The 16,641-nt window shown below is 26.3% G+C and carries 16 protein-coding genes; 5 read left to right on the forward strand and 11 right to left on the reverse strand.

The window, feature by feature from the left end; translation table 11 throughout:
- Nucleotides 1–113: 113 nt before the first annotated feature.
- Complete coding sequence (locus QZ321_RS07075; protein ID WP_291749999.1) at nucleotides 114–1,607, reverse strand: hypothetical protein; 1,494 nt, start codon at nucleotides 1,605–1,607, stop codon at nucleotides 114–116.
- A gap of 176 nt (nucleotides 1,608–1,783) precedes the next feature.
- Between QZ321_RS07075 and QZ321_RS07080 the strand changes: the two genes are divergently transcribed.
- Nucleotides 1,784–2,116, forward strand: a complete 333-nt coding sequence (locus QZ321_RS07080; protein WP_291743868.1) for a HesB-like protein — start codon at nucleotides 1,784–1,786, stop codon at nucleotides 2,114–2,116.
- Nucleotides 2,117–2,194: 78 nt separating this feature from the next.
- Here the strand turns inward: QZ321_RS07080 and QZ321_RS07085 are convergent, their stop codons facing one another.
- The 8 genes from QZ321_RS07085 to QZ321_RS07120 form a co-directional block, all read right to left on the reverse strand.
- Nucleotides 2,195–2,866 carry a hypothetical protein gene (locus QZ321_RS07085; RefSeq protein ID WP_291749996.1) on the reverse strand — a complete coding sequence of 224 codons (672 nt, stop codon included), beginning with the start codon at nucleotides 2,864–2,866 and terminating at the stop codon, nucleotides 2,195–2,197.
- A 52-nt stretch (nucleotides 2,867–2,918) separates the two neighbouring features.
- Nucleotides 2,919–3,716 carry a GTP pyrophosphokinase family protein gene (locus tag QZ321_RS07090; protein WP_291743862.1) on the reverse strand — a complete coding sequence of 266 codons (798 nt, stop codon included), beginning with the start codon at nucleotides 3,714–3,716 and terminating at the stop codon, nucleotides 2,919–2,921.
- 140 nt (nucleotides 3,717–3,856) lie between these two features.
- On the reverse strand, nucleotides 3,857–4,546 hold the full coding sequence (locus QZ321_RS07095; RefSeq protein ID WP_291749994.1) for a metallophosphoesterase: 690 nt from the start codon (nucleotides 4,544–4,546) through the stop codon (nucleotides 3,857–3,859).
- Between the two features lie 128 nt (nucleotides 4,547–4,674).
- Nucleotides 4,675–5,895, reverse strand: coding sequence for a tyrosine--tRNA ligase (tyrS, locus tag QZ321_RS07100; protein ID WP_291744274.1), 1,221 nt, complete (start codon nucleotides 5,893–5,895; stop codon nucleotides 4,675–4,677).
- 151 nt (nucleotides 5,896–6,046) lie between these two features.
- Nucleotides 6,047–6,460 carry a hypothetical protein gene (locus QZ321_RS07105; protein WP_291749991.1) on the reverse strand — a complete coding sequence of 138 codons (414 nt, stop codon included), beginning with the start codon at nucleotides 6,458–6,460 and terminating at the stop codon, nucleotides 6,047–6,049.
- A gap of 185 nt (nucleotides 6,461–6,645) precedes the next feature.
- On the reverse strand, nucleotides 6,646–7,791 hold the full coding sequence (locus tag QZ321_RS07110) for an RNA-binding domain-containing protein (RefSeq protein WP_291749989.1): 1,146 nt from the start codon (nucleotides 7,789–7,791) through the stop codon (nucleotides 6,646–6,648).
- Nucleotides 7,792–7,995: 204 nt separating this feature from the next.
- Complete coding sequence (locus tag QZ321_RS07115) at nucleotides 7,996–9,123, reverse strand: Ger(x)C family spore germination protein (RefSeq protein ID WP_291749987.1); 1,128 nt, start codon at nucleotides 9,121–9,123, stop codon at nucleotides 7,996–7,998.
- Complete coding sequence (locus tag QZ321_RS07120; RefSeq protein ID WP_291749982.1) at nucleotides 9,110–10,531, reverse strand: spore germination protein; 1,422 nt, start codon at nucleotides 10,529–10,531, stop codon at nucleotides 9,110–9,112. Before QZ321_RS07120 ends, QZ321_RS07115 begins: the two co-directional genes overlap by 14 nt.
- A 98-nt stretch (nucleotides 10,532–10,629) precedes the next feature.
- Here QZ321_RS07120 and QZ321_RS07125 point away from each other — a divergent pair, with 98 nt between their 5' ends.
- From QZ321_RS07125 to trpS, 3 genes are all read left to right on the forward strand, one after another.
- Entirely contained in the window at nucleotides 10,630–11,700 is a 1,071-nt protein-coding gene (locus tag QZ321_RS07125; RefSeq protein ID WP_291749978.1) for an endospore germination permease, read from the forward strand.
- A gap of 184 nt (nucleotides 11,701–11,884) precedes the next feature.
- On the forward strand, nucleotides 11,885–12,049 hold the full coding sequence (locus QZ321_RS07130) for a zinc-ribbon domain-containing protein (RefSeq protein WP_133016848.1): 165 nt from the start codon (nucleotides 11,885–11,887) through the stop codon (nucleotides 12,047–12,049).
- A gap of 182 nt (nucleotides 12,050–12,231) precedes the next feature.
- On the forward strand, nucleotides 12,232–13,242 hold the full coding sequence (trpS, locus tag QZ321_RS07135) for a tryptophan--tRNA ligase (RefSeq protein WP_291750017.1): 1,011 nt from the start codon (nucleotides 12,232–12,234) through the stop codon (nucleotides 13,240–13,242).
- Nucleotides 13,243–13,306: 64 nt separating this feature from the next.
- Here the strand turns inward: trpS and galU are convergent, their stop codons facing one another.
- Entirely contained in the window at nucleotides 13,307–14,179 is an 873-nt protein-coding gene (gene galU, locus QZ321_RS07140) for a UTP--glucose-1-phosphate uridylyltransferase GalU (protein ID WP_291749975.1), read from the reverse strand.
- A 294-nt stretch (nucleotides 14,180–14,473) separates the two neighbouring features.
- On the opposite strand from galU, the gene brnQ reads away from it, so the two are divergent.
- Nucleotides 14,474–15,727 (forward strand): branched-chain amino acid transport system II carrier protein, encoded by a 1,254-nt coding sequence (brnQ, locus tag QZ321_RS07145; RefSeq protein ID WP_291749971.1) that lies wholly within the window; start codon nucleotides 14,474–14,476, stop codon nucleotides 15,725–15,727.
- 119 nt (nucleotides 15,728–15,846) lie between these two features.
- Here brnQ and QZ321_RS12480 read toward each other — a convergent pair whose 3' ends face one another.
- The gene (locus QZ321_RS12480) at nucleotides 15,847–16,608 is read right to left on the reverse strand and encodes an N-acetylmuramoyl-L-alanine amidase (RefSeq protein ID WP_366665122.1); all 762 of its coding nucleotides are present in this window, start codon (nucleotides 16,606–16,608) and stop codon (nucleotides 15,847–15,849) included.
- Nucleotides 16,609–16,641 lie beyond the last annotated feature (33 nt).

Consider the following 16,641-nt stretch of genomic DNA (forward strand, 5'->3'; position numbering starts at 1 on the left):
TATTATATTACCAATTTATTGAAATTTCAATAATAAAGTCGACCTTAGCCGACTTTATTACTAATTTAATCTCTATTTTAATATATTAGTTTTTAATTATTTTGTAATCAGTACTAATTAATTATATTATTTCCGTTTATTACAACCATATTAGTTTCTTTTATAGTTTCTAATTCTGATAATAATACTTCATTAGATAAATTAGTGATTATATTATTTTCTAAAATTTCTGTAATATCATTTTTATTAATTAATTTAATTTTATTTCCTTGACCTTCATTTAAATTATTTCCTTTAATAGTATTACAAATATTATCATAATATAAATAAATTAATGAAAAAGTAGTTATTATAGACTCTCTTTCATCTATATTATTTTCTTTAATAATAAAGTCATTGTCAATTATATTATTCGTATTATTTTTATCATTTAAATAAGTTCCACATAATAAATTTACAGCTCTATTTGAATCTTGTTTAAATGATGTTGTATTTCCTTGTAAATATATTTGATTTTCTTTTATTTCATTATAATTATTATAAGAATCTAGTAAAATTCCCATAAAGCAAATATATTTAGCTGGATTTTCACCTGAATTTAAATCATAAGTGTTACTTTCTATTGAGATATAATTATTTTTTATAGAATTAGCATTATTTTTATTAGAATAAACAATACCATAAAAACCTATTCCTCCAATATTACATTGAACATCAAACTTATTAAATCCTACTACAATATTATTTTCCTCAATATCTATTTTTGCATTATTAGAATCTAAATAAATAGGAGAAAAATTAAGTTCTAACACATTACAATCATAAAAATTTAAATTATTATTTTTAATATATAAATTATTAGATTTTATAAGAGTATCATAACTTGAATAACAACTAATACAATATGAATTTACACAATAAGATTCTAAATTTTTAACCTCACTATATCCTTTTGAAATATCAATTTCATTATTTAATATAAATATAGCTGTCGAGTTTTCAGTAATTATTCCACAATAACTACTTTCTTCACCTTCATCATGGATATTCACTTTAATATATATTGAATTATCTTGTACTAAAATTTTTCCTGAATCTAATACATATATTCCCAGAGAGGAATTTTTCTCTGATTCTATTAAATTATTTTTTATTTTTACTTCAGTACTTCTATTTATTGAAATTGATTGTTTATTTTCCTTAAAGGAAATGTATTGTACAGAAATTCCTTGACAAAATTCTATATAAACACCTAGCTCACAGCCCTCTACTATAAAATTTTTTAAAGCTATGTCTCTTTGACTTAAAATACTTACTGCAATGTCATTATTACCTATTGTTGTTCCTGTACCATCTATTGTAACATTACTAACTGCTATTATAAATAATTTTCCCTGTTGGTTTATGGAATTATCTAATGTTGCAATCCTAGACTCATTATTCCAAGTTCCACAATTTACTTTTTCTCCATTACCATTTATCCATCCCTTATCTTCTGTTAAGAATATTACATCATTAATATTGTCTATAATTGAATGAATTCTGTTATAATACTCATTATTTAAGTCTCCACTTGATACATTTTGTTTTAACATATGGTTATCCATAAGTATCCTCCAAATCAATTGTACAAGATATACTATTCAAAGATTATTATAATTGATAATAGCTTTCATACCCACAAGTCATTTTTTTACATTTTGCTAATAAAAAACATATTGCTATTTCAGAGTAATATGGTATACTATAAACATAATTTGAATAAATTCAAGAGGTGAATATAATGAATAAATTTTTAGTAAGTGAAGAAGCATATAATGAGTTCAAAGCTTTTCTTGTAGAAAATGAAGTAGAAAACTTTAGCATAAGAATTAATTTAGCTGGATTTGGTTGTAGTGGACCAGCTTTTAACATAACTGTTGATGAAGCAAAAGAAGGAGATATTTCTGAAAAAATTAATGATATTACTTTAATTGCTGAAGAAAAGTTAGTTGATGAATTTGGTGGATTTAGATTACTTTCATCTGAAGAAAATGGTGGTAGAGGATTATCTTTAAAGCCAGTTATCGAAGTTGAAGGTGGTTGCGGTTCTTGTGGTGGAGGATGTCACCACTAAAATAAAAAAGCTAAGCAAAAATTTGCTTAGCCTTTTTTATAAACTTAAATATTAAAAACTAATAAATAACTTTAAAATTTAATTTTTTGATTTATTTTCATATGTAAAACTATACTCTACATATTTATTATTAATTTCTTCAATACCCTTTAGCATATCTATCCAATACTCTTTATTAATTATTAACTTCTCTTTTTTACTTTCGCTAACACTACAATTTTCTTTATAAAAATTATTAAAATAATTATTTAAATCTGATGACAAACTTCTTAGTACTTTAAAATCTTCTAATACTTTTCCCTTTAATTCAATAACATCAATTTTTTCTGTCATATCATTTTGTATATGTGAATAAAGCAATTCTTCTATTTCTGAGTATATTTCATTCTTAGGCTTAATATCTAAAACTTTATCTTTACTTTTATTTTTAAGTTTTCTTAAAATATTATCATCAGCAATATAATTATTCCAAAGATTAAGTTCTGCTTCAGAAATTTTAGTATAATTTTTATAAAGTGTTAACAAATCTACATTATTTACACTACCTGCTACAATACAACTATCTAATATTGAAAGTATTGATTCATTTCTAGATCGTATTTCTTCAATATTACTAAAATTTTGTTTTCCTAATTCATAAAAATATTTCTTGTTTGAAATATTTTGATAAATATTTAATATAAGACTTATCATTAATATAAGAATAATAACTATAAAGCAATTATCCTTTATATTAGTTTTAACTTTCATTTGCCACCTCTATCATTCTTTATATAGTGATTTTATAAGATTATTGACCAAATTACTCGTTTTCTTTATATCTTATAATATCTTTTTTTATACTACTTAAAAGATTGTTTAATTCCCAAACTTCACCTTCGTCTACAAGTTTATTTAACATAACTTGATATCTACTTGCTTCTGCTGTTTTTCCTATAGACATTAATGTCATTATATTATTCATTATATTAGTTATAATATCGGACTTAACCTCAAACAATCTTTGAGCATCTTTTATTTCATCCTTTATTTCTAACATTTGCTCATCTAAATTAAAAGCTGAATCAGCAGCTTCTTTTAACTTTTCTTGTATTTCTTTAGGAATATGCTGCTTATATTTATAATTTAAAGAATGCTCTATTGTAGCCCAAAAGTTCATTGCTAAAGTTCTTATTTGAAATTCTGCTAATATATCCTTAGGGCCTTCTGCCATGTAAACAGTATATTTTATAATCATGTGATAACTTCTGTATCCACTTGCTTTAACATTTCTTACATAATCTTTTTCATAAAGTATTTGCATATCTCTTCTTGCTCTTATAAGTTCAATAACTGTATCTATATCGTCAACAAATTGACACATTATTCTTATACCAGCTATATCCTCCATCTCTTGCCCAACTCTATCAAGTGGAATCCCAAACTTATTTGCTTTTTCTAAAAGGCTAGAAACTTCCTTAACTCTTCCTGTAACAAATTCAATTGGAGAATATTCATTTCTTTTTCTATATTCTTTTCTTATACTCTTTAGTTTAACCTTAAGCTCTTCTACTGCTTGTTCATAAGGCATAAGGAAACTCTTCCAACTTTGCATTGCCATAAAAACATCACCCTTATATTTAGTACAAATACATTATATCAAAAACACCAAAAACTGTAACTAAAAATCATATTATTGTAATTTCAATTTTCTTTTTTAAATCAAAAAATACTAATACTTATAAATTAACTCACATTAATTTAATCTAATATTTTAATTGGATCAAAATTAATAAAATCACATGAAGTCATTATATACTCAACCCCATTAATATTTCCTTCTATTGCTCTTACATTAGTTGGTCCATGTAAATGTCCATAAATAACCTTTTCAACTTTACATTCCTGAAAAACTTTCATAAATTCACTTTCCTCGTTATTGTTACTAAATGGAGGGTAATGAATCATTACTATAAATTTATTAAACCCAGCCTTTTTTGCAGAATGTAATGATAATTTTATTCTTATTTGCTCTCTTGCATATATCTTTGCATCTTTTGAGTTAAACTTATCATTACTTGGATCAATCCAACCCCTTGTTCCACATATAGCATAATCATCATATATATAAAAATTATTTTGTAAGAAATTCATATTTTCATACATAGCATTTAATTTTGATATACTACTCCACCAATAATCATGATTTCCCTTACTTATAATTTTTTTACCAGGTAAACTGCTTATCCATTCTAAATCTATTTTACTATCTTCTGATTTCATGGACCAAGAAATATCCCCAGCTATTAGTACTGTATCTTCTTCTTTTATCTTATCTATCCAATTTTTTTTAATCTTTTCATCATGGTTAATCCAATGGCCACCAAATATATCCATAGGTTTATCTGTACTTAATGCAAGATGTAAATCAGAAATAGCATATAAAGCCATAGTACTCCCCCTTAACTAATGCTTAAATTTATTACTTATATATTATAACCACTTAATATTAAAATAAAAATACTCCAAGGTCAATTTATATTTAAATCGACCTTGGAGATTAAATATACTATATTAATTTATTCAACTACAATCTTATTGTAATTCTTTTTACCTCTTTTAATTAAGGCTGCTCCATCTTGTATATCCTCTTCAGTGAATAATCTTGATACTTCTGCAACCTTTTCTCCATTTATAGAAAGACCACCTTGTTGGATCAATCTTCTTCCCTCAGCCTTTGAAGGAACTATTTTAGTTTCAGCAATAACATCAAGAACAGTTTTACCAAAACTTTCAGTTGTAACTGTAACTGTTGGAACATTGCTCATATCAACTCCACCAGCAAATAATGCTTCTGCTGCTGATTTAGCTTTGTTTGCTTCCTCTTCACCATGAACAAGTTTAGTTACTTCGTAAGCAAGAATTGCCTTTGCCTTATTTATTTCTGCACCTTCTAAAGCTCCAAGTCTTCTTACTTCATCCATAGGTAAGAATGTTAATAATGCTAAACATTTTTCAACATCAGCATCATCTATATTTCTCCAGTATTGATAGAAATCAAATGGTGATGTTTTTTCTGGATTTAACCATAATGCTCCACCAACTGTTTTACCCATTTTTTGGCCTTGACTATTAGTTAGTAATGTACAAGTCATTGCCATAGCTTGACCTTGAGCCTTTCTTCTAACTAATTCAACACCAGCAATCATATTTGACCATTGGTCATCTCCACCTAGCTCCATCTTACAGTTATATTTTTGATTTAATACATAGAAATCATATCCTTGCATTAACATATAGTTAAATTCTAAGAATGATAATCCTTTTTCTAATCTTTGCTTAAAGCATTCAGCTGTTAACATCCTATTTACTGAGAAGTGTACTCCCACCTCTCTTAAGAAATCAACATAATTTAAATCTAGTAACCACTCTGCATTGTTTACTAATATAGCCTTATCATCTGAAAAATCTATAAACTTTTCCATTTGCTTCTTTATACAAGAAACATTATGTTCTATTTGTTCCTTTGTAAGCATAGATCTCATATCTGTTTTTCCTGATGGATCTCCAACCATTGCAGTTCCACCACCAAGTAAAGCTATTGGCCTATGACCAGCCTTTTGCATATGAGCCATGAACATCATTGCTATAAAATGACCTACATGCAAACTATCTGCTGTTGGGTCAAATCCTATATAAAAAGTTATTTTCTCCTTTTCTAGCAACTCTCTTGTTTCTTCTTCATGAGTAAATTGCTTTATGTATCCACGATCTAATAACTCGTCTAAAACGTTAGCCATCTCCTTGCCTCCTATAAAATTTTATATAATACTTAGTATATATTTATTATACCTTTTTATCAAGAAAATTTAACGTTTTAAACCATATAAAAGAGCTACTCATTTCTGAATAGCTCTTTTATATTTTATTTAAATTTAATTATTTTCAATTCTATGCTACGTATTCTTTAATACATGATGGTACTTCTTCGACAGTATCAACATTAATATTAATATATATATCAATACCAAATCTATCTGTTATCCCAGCTATCTTTCTAAATAATTCTGTTGATTCCTTCATAGTACACTTAACAATATTTAATAATCCATCAATATAAATATTTTCAATATCATAATTAGATGAAATTATCCCACACAACATTCCGTAAAAACTTTGGCAATCATCTACCTTGTACTCATTTGTATCAACAAATCTTATACCTCTTTGTAGTTGTAACATTGGTCTAGAATCATCATCAATATAAACTGAATCACCTTTAGCACTTGTTTGTTTGTGGTTGGCTAATTCTATTAACCTTTTTGTCTTTCCAGAACCTCTTCTTGCACAAAAAACTTGAATCATTGGAACCACTCCTTCTTTTTTTAATTATTTTTTTATAGTTAATTATCTTCACTATTTTGATGAAGATACAATTTAAACTTTTTTACATATAATTAAAAATTTTAGTAACATAATTTTAGCAAATTAAACTTTAATTAAATCATATTTATCTTTATTTAAATCTATTATTAGCTATATAATTTTTATTATTCAATAATCATAGGCAAAATAACCTTAAAACAATCATCTAAACTTGAATTTATTAGTCTTACCTTTCTTTTTCCCGTAAATGCTTCCTTTATTCTTACTAATCCATTTCCATCATTGATAAATCTCTTACCTTCATCTAAAGATATTAACTTATCATAAATCCACATATTTCTTTTGTTATATACTACATCACTAAAAATGTTACTTTTAGAAACTAATTGTCCTGGACTTATAACTATTACTGAATTTTTTGTTAATATTATTTCTATTAACTTGTCTATAATTGAATATTCCCTATACATTATAGAATTTTTCACAGCTTCCATAACAGCAAAAACTGGATATTCACTCGGTAATAACGTATACATTTCTTTTTCTGTTTTATCTATCATGTCTAACAAATTACCATTTATCATAATTGACCTAGGATAATTATCATTTATCTTATTTATTATTCTTATCGAATTATTAGGAATAAACATATTATTATTATCACAAAACACTAATAGTCCCCCAAAAGTACATCTAACCTTTCTATTTATCTTATCTAAATAGGTTATACCTGCACTTTCCAAGAGAAACTTTTCATTTTCTTTATTAATAATTATTCCTTTACTTTTAAAATATTTTCCTATTAATTCTCTATTTAAAAATTCAGCACTACTATTTACAACCTTACATGTTTCAACAGTTAATAATTGATTTTCTTCAAATGCTGCTACCAACTCTGATTTTCTCATAGTATCAGTAATAGAACCTCTTCTTATATGAAATGCTCCAGTTTCTTTTATTTGATAAGGTTTTTGTCCCCCATCAAATATTGTTATTATTCCAATATCAATTTCATCTAAATTTACCACTTCCACTTTTATTGGAATTGGTGGTTCACACCTTGAACTTACAACCTGTTGGATTTTTTCTTCATCTAATGGTTTAAGCTTATTAATTCCAACTAATCGTTTTGTTCTGTCTTCAACGCCTATTATTAGATAGCCTCTTCCCCCTTTAGAGTTTGCTATAGCACATACGTCCTTTGCAAGTTCTTTTTTACCGGACTCTGATGAAATATCTATTTTTAGCTTAAAGTCTAACTTATTTCCTTCCCTTTGTTGTATTAAAGATAGTAACTTCTTCTTATTCATAATATCTTACCTTAAGATCTCTCTAATATATAATATTCATCTTAAACCAAAACTGATATTTTAGATTTATATTTAGTTAAAAATTTCTATAGTAATATATTATATTTATAATATTAAAAAAAAGAACAAAGAAATTAATTTTAATAAATATTTTTCTTTGTTCTTTAATTATTTTATTAAATTTTAATTTGATATTTTTTATTTTTAAATACTATCTTTAGCAACTCCAGTTCCCTTTATAATTAAGTTAGTATTAACTTCTATTTCAGTAATACTTAAAGGATTATCTATATTTTCGTTTGGATAATACATTTCTGCTAATCTATGAATATCAAAAATATCTAAGTTTTCTTTCTTATATTTATCAAATAAATATTCAGCATAACCATTTATATATGCTTCTTCATTAAATTTAATATAATCTAATGCATTAGTATCCACTATTAAATTTCCTTGTATTTCACTTACAGATACCTCAACATTAACATCCTTTATTAATTTAAGCTTTCCATCTTTAAATTCTAACTTATCTTTCATGCTACTATCTAATATTTGTAATGTAACAAAATTTTCCTTACTTTGAGGATTACTAATTTCTAATGTTCCACTTTTTGCATTTCCCATCATAATATTATAAATCAAACTATTTTCCATATCTATTCTTTCAACTAATACATTATCTTTAAAAATAGATGAACCTTGTATTTGAATCTTTTTGTCCAAGGCATTGTCATCTAATACTATAGATGTCAATAATGCTGTATTACTTCCCATTAAAATATTACTTAAATAATAATTTATATTGGAACGAACAGCCCTAGGATTATATTTTGCTTTTCCTACTAAATCATTTAGAAATAATCCTAAATACTCTTCATCTGTTGATACAGTTTTTAATAATTCATCTACATCCCCATAATACACAAAGGCACTTGGTTTCATAGAAAATTCACTATTATTATTAATCAAATCCAAAAACTTTTTAATACCTTTTCTAGATGCCTTTTCTGTAAAAATATATGCTCTTATTTGACTATAATCTAATTTAAAGCTTGATGCTCTATTTATATCATTTAAAGCTACTAAAGCAGTTTTTCCTTCCCCCTTATAAATTATTCTTCTTCCCTTATCTGAACTATCATTAGTACTTCTATATGGTTTAATACAATCTAAATAAACCACTTCTTGACCTAAGTCATTTATATCAAAGATAACACTTGTTGGAAATGTTACTTTATTAATATCATGGTAATCAAAACAACTCGTTAAAAGCATTGGGATAAACAACAAAGTTAACAATACAGAAGCTTTTCTTCTTTTATTTTTTAACATTCTCTTTACCCCCTGTTGGTATTATTTTTCTTGAAATTCTATCTAACCTTCCTCTAAAAAATACATCTCTAAATCTATACTCACTTAAACTTCCTAGAGGGAATAAAAATGGATATCCCACTGACTCTAATTCTGATATTTGAATAATATAAATAAATGATGCACACAAAAATCCTGGTATTCCAAGTAATGATGAAGATAACATTATAATTACTGACCAAAATGAAACAGCACCATATAACTTAGGTATTAAGAAATAACTTAATGTACTTATTGCAACTATTATAATTGTAATTCTTGATGCTATCCCCGCACCTACTGCTGCATCTCCCAAAATAAGTGCAGAAACTATACTCATTGCACCTCCTATTGGATGGGGTAATCTTAATCCAGCTTCTTTTATAAGTTGAAAAGCTACCATCATAATAAACACTTCAACAACTGTTGGCAATGGAACTCCTGCCCTTGATACTGCTAATCTAAATACAAAAAGACTAGGTATCATTGAAAAATGATATGTTATAATTGCTACATAAAGCCCTGGTAAAAATGAAGCAATTAAAAACGCAAACCATCTTAATACTCTATTAAAGTTTGTATAATATCTATTTATATAATAATCATCTGGCATTTGAAAGTTTTCTAAAAAGAAATAAGGCACAGTAATTACAAATGGTGTTCCATCAACTAAAATACCTATACGACCTTCAAAAATCTTTGCTGCAACTTCATCTGGCTTTTCAGTATAACCTACTGTATCAAAAAATGAATTTTGATGCTTTAAATTTGCTTCTATATAATTTGAATCTAAAACAAATCTTAAATCTAATTTTTTAAGAGTATCCTTTACTTTATTAACTAATTCCTTTGGAGCCACTCCATTTATGTATGCAATTGCAACTGCTGTTTGTGATTCTTCTCCAAGTACAACAGTTTCAAATTTTAAGTTTGGATTTTTAATACGTCTACGAATTAATGCAACATTATCCACTATAAGCTCATTAAATCCTTCTCTAGGACCTTTTAAAACAGCTTCAGTTTCTGGAATCCCTATGCCTCTTCTTGGAAAATTCTTAACTTCACAAAATATAATTTCCTTAAAATCTTTTAAAATTAATATTACATCACCAGATAAAACATGCATAAGGGCATCATCTAAATCCTTTACCATCCCAGTTGCACTTATATCAAGCACCTTTTCTAATAAATCATTTGGATTTTTTATACTCGAATCTTTTAATTCTCCAAATCCTCTTAGTGGTAATATTAAATACTCCATCATCCATTGACCATTGCATAAATCATCAATGAATACTAAAGTACCATCACCTATTATTGTTTTAACGTCCCTATATTTAACGTCGAAACATCCTTCAAATCTTTCTTTTATATAATTTAAATTATCCATTTACATCACCTAAGGATATTATTCCTCTCACCATGTTTAATATTCATTTTTTTGAGAATAATAAGATAGACTTAGCTTATTTAGTTGGAGGTAGAAAAATGAATAAATTATCAGCAAAACACTTTATACTATTTGTATTTGGTGTTACATATATATCTTTTAAAACCTATCCATCTTTGTTTATCAAAGAAGGGGGAAGAGATACGTGGCTATATACGTTAATTATATATTTAATATTCTTTGCATTTGCCATGTATCTAATTTATGTTATGGATTCTAGAAAAGTTTATAATATAAATGATATTTTTACTCAAAGTATGCCTAAACCTTTAGGAAACATATTTTTATTTTTATTTTCATTTGGATTATTTTTAGCTGCCCTTGAATCTGCTTCAGTAGAAGCTAATGTAGTTAAATCCTGCTTTTTTCTTGGAACTCCTAGTTGGTATATAATTTTTTTCTTTATTTTACCATTAATATTTTTGATAGGAAAAAGTATTCGTTCATTTTTAATTTTCATAATAATTCTTATATCTTCATTAGGAGTTAATACTTTAATATTATCTATAATTACTGAAAAGTATAAGGATATAAAATATATTATGCCTGTTTTTTCTGGGAATGTAATAAGTGAATTTTTATCAACCTTTTTACTAGTTTTAGGTTCACTTTCAACTTTTGTTATATCTTTACCATATTTAAGATATTTAAATACAGGAAAAAATTTAAGAAAACATAGTTTTATTGCTTTTGGAATATTAGGTGCTGTATGTGTTTATATTCTTATTGGAATATTATCTACATTTGGTCCACTTAGAGCTGCTAATTTGTTTTATCCCGAATTTGTTCAAAGTCAAAGAGTTCAACTTTGTGGATTTTTAGAATTTGGAGATTTCTTTTTTTTGTATCAAACAGTAGCTGGATTTTTCCTAAAGTATGCAATTGCAACTTATGGTATATATATAATTTATAAAAATCATATAAAAAACCACAAATATTTTATTACTGTTTATACCTTAGCAATATTTATATTCGGAACATTTTTATCAAGAAATAATTATATTTTATTTAATATTCTTAAATATTATCAATATATTAATTTAGTATTATTTATAGCTATTCCTCTAATTGTATTTACTACATTTGCTTTAAAATATAAGAAAAAATAATATAGCTTTATTAAGCTCATAAAAGTATGTTTGTTGCATTTTTACCAAATTATGCTATAATAGTATTGTAATAAAAATCATTAGGAAATTCTATGATAATATCATTAAAGTACCCCTTTTTCCTTAGGTGTATAGTTAGTAGTTATCAAGATTCACCCTATGGATTTTAAGGAGGTATATTAATATGGAAGATAAGAAGATTATCTGCAAAGACTGTGGAAAGGAATTTATTTTTACTGTAGGAGAACAAGAATTCTACAAAGAAAAAGGATTTGAAAATGATCCTGTTAGATGTCCTGATTGCAGAAGAGCTAGAAAAGCTCAAAAGATGAATAGAGAAAGAAGATAATTCTTTTAAATTAATAAAAGAGCTACATTAGTAGCTCTTTTTTTGTTAATTTAATGCTGATAATATAAAATTAAGGTTTTATTTGACATAAAATTTTGGTAATTTTATAATAGTAACTATAATTTAACTAAGAGAATATACTAAATAAAATAAGCGTTTTTATAAAAAAGAAAAGAGGTGCTATTTTGGAAAACGTAGCAGAAAAGAAAAAGGTTATTTTTAGTGGTGTTCAACCCTCTGGAAATTTAACTTTAGGAAATTACTTAGGAGCTTTAAAAAATTGGGTTAAGCTTCAAGATGAATATGATTGTTTTTTTTGCGTAGTTGATTTACATGCAATAACAGTTAAACAAATTCCAGCTGATTTAAGAAAAAGAACACTCGAAGTTTTAGCTATTTATGTGGCTTGTGGTATTGATCCTGAAAAAAATACATTATTTATTCAATCTCATGTACCAGCTCATTCTGAAGGTGCTTGGCTTTTAACATGTAATACTTATATGGGTGAACTTTCAAGAATGACTCAATTTAAAGATAAAGCACAAAAACATGGCGATTCTATTCCAGCAGGTTTATTTACTTATCCTGTACTTATGGCTGCTGATATTTTATTATATAATACTGATTTAGTTCCTGTTGGAATTGATCAAAAACAACATTTAGAACTTGCTAGGGACTTAGCTAATAGATTTAATAATGCTTACAGCCCCACTTTCAAAGTTCCAAATCCATATATTCCACCAGTTGGTGCTAAAATCATGAGTTTGCAAGATCCAACTAAGAAAATGTCAAAGTCAGATGATAATCCAAATAGCTATATCTTAATTATGGATTCTCCAGATATCATAAGAAAGAAAATAGCTAGAGCTGTTACTGATAGTATTGGGGTTATTAATTATTCTGATGATCAACCTGGAATTAAAAATTTACTTGATATATTAATTGCAATTAAAGGATATAGCAAAGATGAAGTTGTAGAATTATATAAAGAAAAAGGCTATGCAGATTTAAAGAAAGATGTTGCAGATGCTATAATAGATGAATTAGCACCAATTCAAGAAAAGATTAATAACTTACTTAAGGATAAAAAATCTTTAGAAGAAATATATAAGCTTGGTGCAGAAAAAGCTAATTATGCTGCAATGAAAACATTAAGAAAAATGCAAAAGAAAATTGGCTTTATTCCAAGATAATTTTTACAATTTAAATACTAAGTAATAAAAGTCGGCTTCAAACCGACTTTTAATTTATATGATTTTATTTATTTTCCCAAGGCTTTGTATTTAAATATTCAATAAATTCTTCTCTAAGTCCTTCTCTCTTTAATGCAAACTCTACTGTTGCTTCTAAAAAGCCTAATTTATCTCCAACATCATATCTTCTACCCTCAAAATTATAAGCATACATAGCTTCACTTTTTATTAAAGTTTCTAAAGCATCTGTTAATTGTATTTCATTTCCCTTACCAGGCTTAGTATTTTCTAAAACTTTAAATATTTGAGGTGTTATTATATATCTTCCTAAAATAGCAATATTACTTGGTGCTTCTTCTACTGATGGTTTTTCAACTAATTTTTTAACTTTATAAACTCTATTTTCAATAGGAAGTCCATCGATTATACCGTATTTATTTACATTATCAAATTCTACAGTTTGAACACCTAATATCGTTGTCTTATATTCATTAAAGCAATTTATTAATTGCTTTAAACAAGGAACTTCACTATCAACAACATCATCACCAAGCATTACAGCAAATGGTTCATTTCCTACAAAAGATTTTGCACAATTAATAGCATGACCTAATCCCCTAGGCTCCTTTTGTCTTATATAATGGATATCTACCATGTCTGATATTCCTCTAACTAATTCAAGCATCTCTTTCTTACCTGATTTTTCTAACTCCATTTCTAATTCAACAGATTTGTCAAAATGATCTTCTATAGATTTTTTATTTCTTCCTGTTATTATTAATATTTCTTCAATTCCAGATGCAACTGCCTCTTCAATAATATATTGAATTGTTGGTTTATCAACTATTGGGAGCATTTCTTTTGGTTGTGCCTTTGTTGCTGGTAAAAATCTTGTTCCAAGACCAGCAGCTGGTATTATGGCTTTTCTTACTTTCATGGTGATTACCTCTCTAATTTAAGTAAATTTAATATTTATAAATTTATAATAACATATCAAACTATTCAATACTATTTTTTGTAGATAATTAGATAATTTTCATATATAAATTACCTATCCATTTATGCATATAACCATTTATAAAAAAACTATTCAATTTTTCCTATAATATTTAGTTGAAAATTATCACAAAAAATGTTATTATTATATCAAATTTCACATATTATCAATTATTTTTTAATAGTTTGTTAATTAAATAAAGAAAAAACTAAAAAATTAGAAAGAGGAATACATATGAAAAATAAAATGAGAGACTCTATAGTAGTAGGATTTGCTTTATTTTCAATGTTCTTTGGTGCTGGAAATCTAATTTTTCCACCATCCCTTGGAAATAAACTAGGAGATCAATATTTATTAGGAATAATAGGATTTATTGTGACAGGAGTTGGACTACCCTTACTTGCTATATTAGCGTGTTCTAAAGGAAATGGTACTTTTGAAAGTATTACAAATAAAATAGGTAATAAGTTTACTTTAATTCTTACTACAGTCCTATTCTTTGCTATTGGCCCATTATTAGCAATACCAAGAACTGCCGCAACCACATTTGAAATTTCAATACAACCATTATTTCCAACATGGTCGCCTATAATAGTAATGGCAATTTACTTTATAATAAATTTATTTTTTGTTTTAAAGCGTTCTTCTATTATAGATACAATAGGTAAATTCTTAACTCCAGCATTAATAGTTATTTTAACTATAATAATTGTTAAAGGTATTGTATCTCCAATTGGAGAAATATCTTCTACAGATGCTAATAACATACTTTCAATGTCTTTACTTGAAGGATATCAAACAATGGATGCACTTGGTGCATTACTATTTGCAGGAGTAATTTCTTCTTCCATAATTCAAAAGGGCTATAAAGGTAAAGAAGCAAATTCTATATTATTAAAAGCTAGTTTAATTGCTGTTATTGGATTAGCATTTGTTTATGGAGGATTAACATTTATAGGTGCTCATACTGTTAATTTAGTTGATTCTAATATAAGCAATACTGCATTATTAGTGTTTATCGCAAGAAAAATACTAGGAACCTTTGGAGTAGCATTAATTGGTGCTGCAATAGGTCTTGCTTGTTTAACTACTTCAATTGGATTATTAACTGCTGGTTCTACATTCTTTGAAAAAGTAACTAATGGTAAATTATCATATAAATTTAATGCTATAGTTATCTCTATAATGAGTTATATAATAGCTTGTCAAGGTGTTGATAATATCGTTAAATTATCAGTTCCTATATTAAATGTATTATATCCAGTAGCTATTACAATTATTTTTGTGACTCTGATTAATAAGTTTTTAACTAATATAATTGCTATAAAAATAGCAGTTTATGCTTCCTTAGTTTGTGGATTACTATTCTCATTCTTCGGAGATAGCTTAAGCTTTATGCCTTTAGCAAGTGTTGGATTTGGTTGGGTTATTCCGACTTTAATAGCCTTAATTATTGGATTATTTATAAAAACAAATAAAACATCTTAAAACAAAAATGAGTTGTACAATATTGAAAATTTTTAATTCAATATAAATACAACTCATTTTATTATATAAAATTTTTAATCTTTATAAAAAGTTATTTTAATACAACTTTATTTATTTTTCTAATTTAATACTTCAATAATTCTTTTAGCTGTTATTTCTGCTAATCTTTGTTGATGTTTAGAAGTACTTACCTTTTCAGCCTCTATTTGATTAGTTAAGAATCCATTTTCTATTAATATTGAAGGCATCTTAGTATTTTTGCAAACATAAAAATTACTATCTTTTGCTCCTCTATTATATAAATCTAATGTAGCTGAAGATTCATTAGTTATTTCAGTTGCTAACTCCTTGCTAACAGCAACCTTTTCAGTATTACTTCTTGAAGAATAAGACCTAGTTTCAAGTGTTAAATCTCTTCCATCTTTAGTAATCATTCTATTACTAATATAAGTTGTTGTAATAGGAGTTCCTGTACTATAATATACTTCAAATCCATTTGCTGATGGATTAGTAAATGAGTTATGATGTATTGAAACAAATAAATCAGCATTCATTTCATTTGCAACATTAACTCTCTTTCTTAAGCTTTCACTAGAATCATTATCTATTACCTTATTACCTTCTCTTGTCATATAAACTTGTATTCCTTTAGCTTCTAATTCAGCTTTTAACTTAACAGCAATTTGCAGATTTAAATTTCCCTCTATATAACTAACTCCATTATGAGTAGCTACAGCACCTTTATCTACGGATTCAATTTCATGCCCAGGATCAATAACTACTAATTTTGTTTTTCTATAAGTAAAGCTTCTTTCTATAGTTTGAGCTGTTCCATCATTTGCTGTTATTTTTATTGTTAACTTCTTAGTTCCAGACGGCATTCCACCTAAATTAATAGTTCCATCAAATCCTGG

It is taken from the genome of uncultured Clostridium sp. (genome assembly GCF_910588715.1).
GTDB lineage: Bacteria > Bacillota > Clostridia > Clostridiales > Clostridiaceae > Clostridium.

Bases quoted from the DNA above. Each gene is read 5' to 3' on its own strand.
- QZ321_RS07075 (WP_291749999.1), bottom strand. From the start codon at position 1,607: ATGGATAACCATATGTTAAAACAAAATGTATCAAGTGGAGACTTAAAT.
- QZ321_RS07080 (WP_291743868.1), top strand. From the start codon at position 1,784: ATGAATAAATTTTTAGTAAGTGAAGAAGCATATAATGAGTTCAAAGCT.
- QZ321_RS07085 (WP_291749996.1), bottom strand. From the start codon at position 2,866: ATGAAAGTTAAAACTAATATAAAGGATAATTGCTTTATAGTTATTATT.
- QZ321_RS07090 (WP_291743862.1), bottom strand. From the start codon at position 3,716: ATGGCAATGCAAAGTTGGAAGAGTTTCCTTATGCCTTATGAACAAGCA.
- QZ321_RS07095 (WP_291749994.1), bottom strand. From the start codon at position 4,546: ATGGCTTTATATGCTATTTCTGATTTACATCTTGCATTAAGTACAGAT.
- tyrS (WP_291744274.1), bottom strand. From the start codon at position 5,895: ATGGCTAACGTTTTAGACGAGTTATTAGATCGTGGATACATAAAGCAA.
- QZ321_RS07105 (WP_291749991.1), bottom strand. From the start codon at position 6,460: ATGATTCAAGTTTTTTGTGCAAGAAGAGGTTCTGGAAAGACAAAAAGG.
- QZ321_RS07110 (WP_291749989.1), bottom strand. From the start codon at position 7,791: ATGAATAAGAAGAAGTTACTATCTTTAATACAACAAAGGGAAGGAAAT.
- QZ321_RS07115 (WP_291749987.1), bottom strand. From the start codon at position 9,123: ATGTTAAAAAATAAAAGAAGAAAAGCTTCTGTATTGTTAACTTTGTTG.
- QZ321_RS07120 (WP_291749982.1), bottom strand. From the start codon at position 10,531: ATGGATAATTTAAATTATATAAAAGAAAGATTTGAAGGATGTTTCGAC.
- QZ321_RS07125 (WP_291749978.1), top strand. From the start codon at position 10,630: ATGAATAAATTATCAGCAAAACACTTTATACTATTTGTATTTGGTGTT.
- QZ321_RS07130 (WP_133016848.1), top strand. From the start codon at position 11,885: ATGGAAGATAAGAAGATTATCTGCAAAGACTGTGGAAAGGAATTTATT.
- galU (WP_291749975.1), bottom strand. From the start codon at position 14,179: ATGAAAGTAAGAAAAGCCATAATACCAGCTGCTGGTCTTGGAACAAGA.
- brnQ (WP_291749971.1), top strand. From the start codon at position 14,474: ATGAAAAATAAAATGAGAGACTCTATAGTAGTAGGATTTGCTTTATTT.
- QZ321_RS12480 (WP_366665122.1), bottom strand. From the start codon at position 16,608: ATGCCGTCTGGAACTAAGAAGTTAACAATAAAAATAACAGCAAATGAT.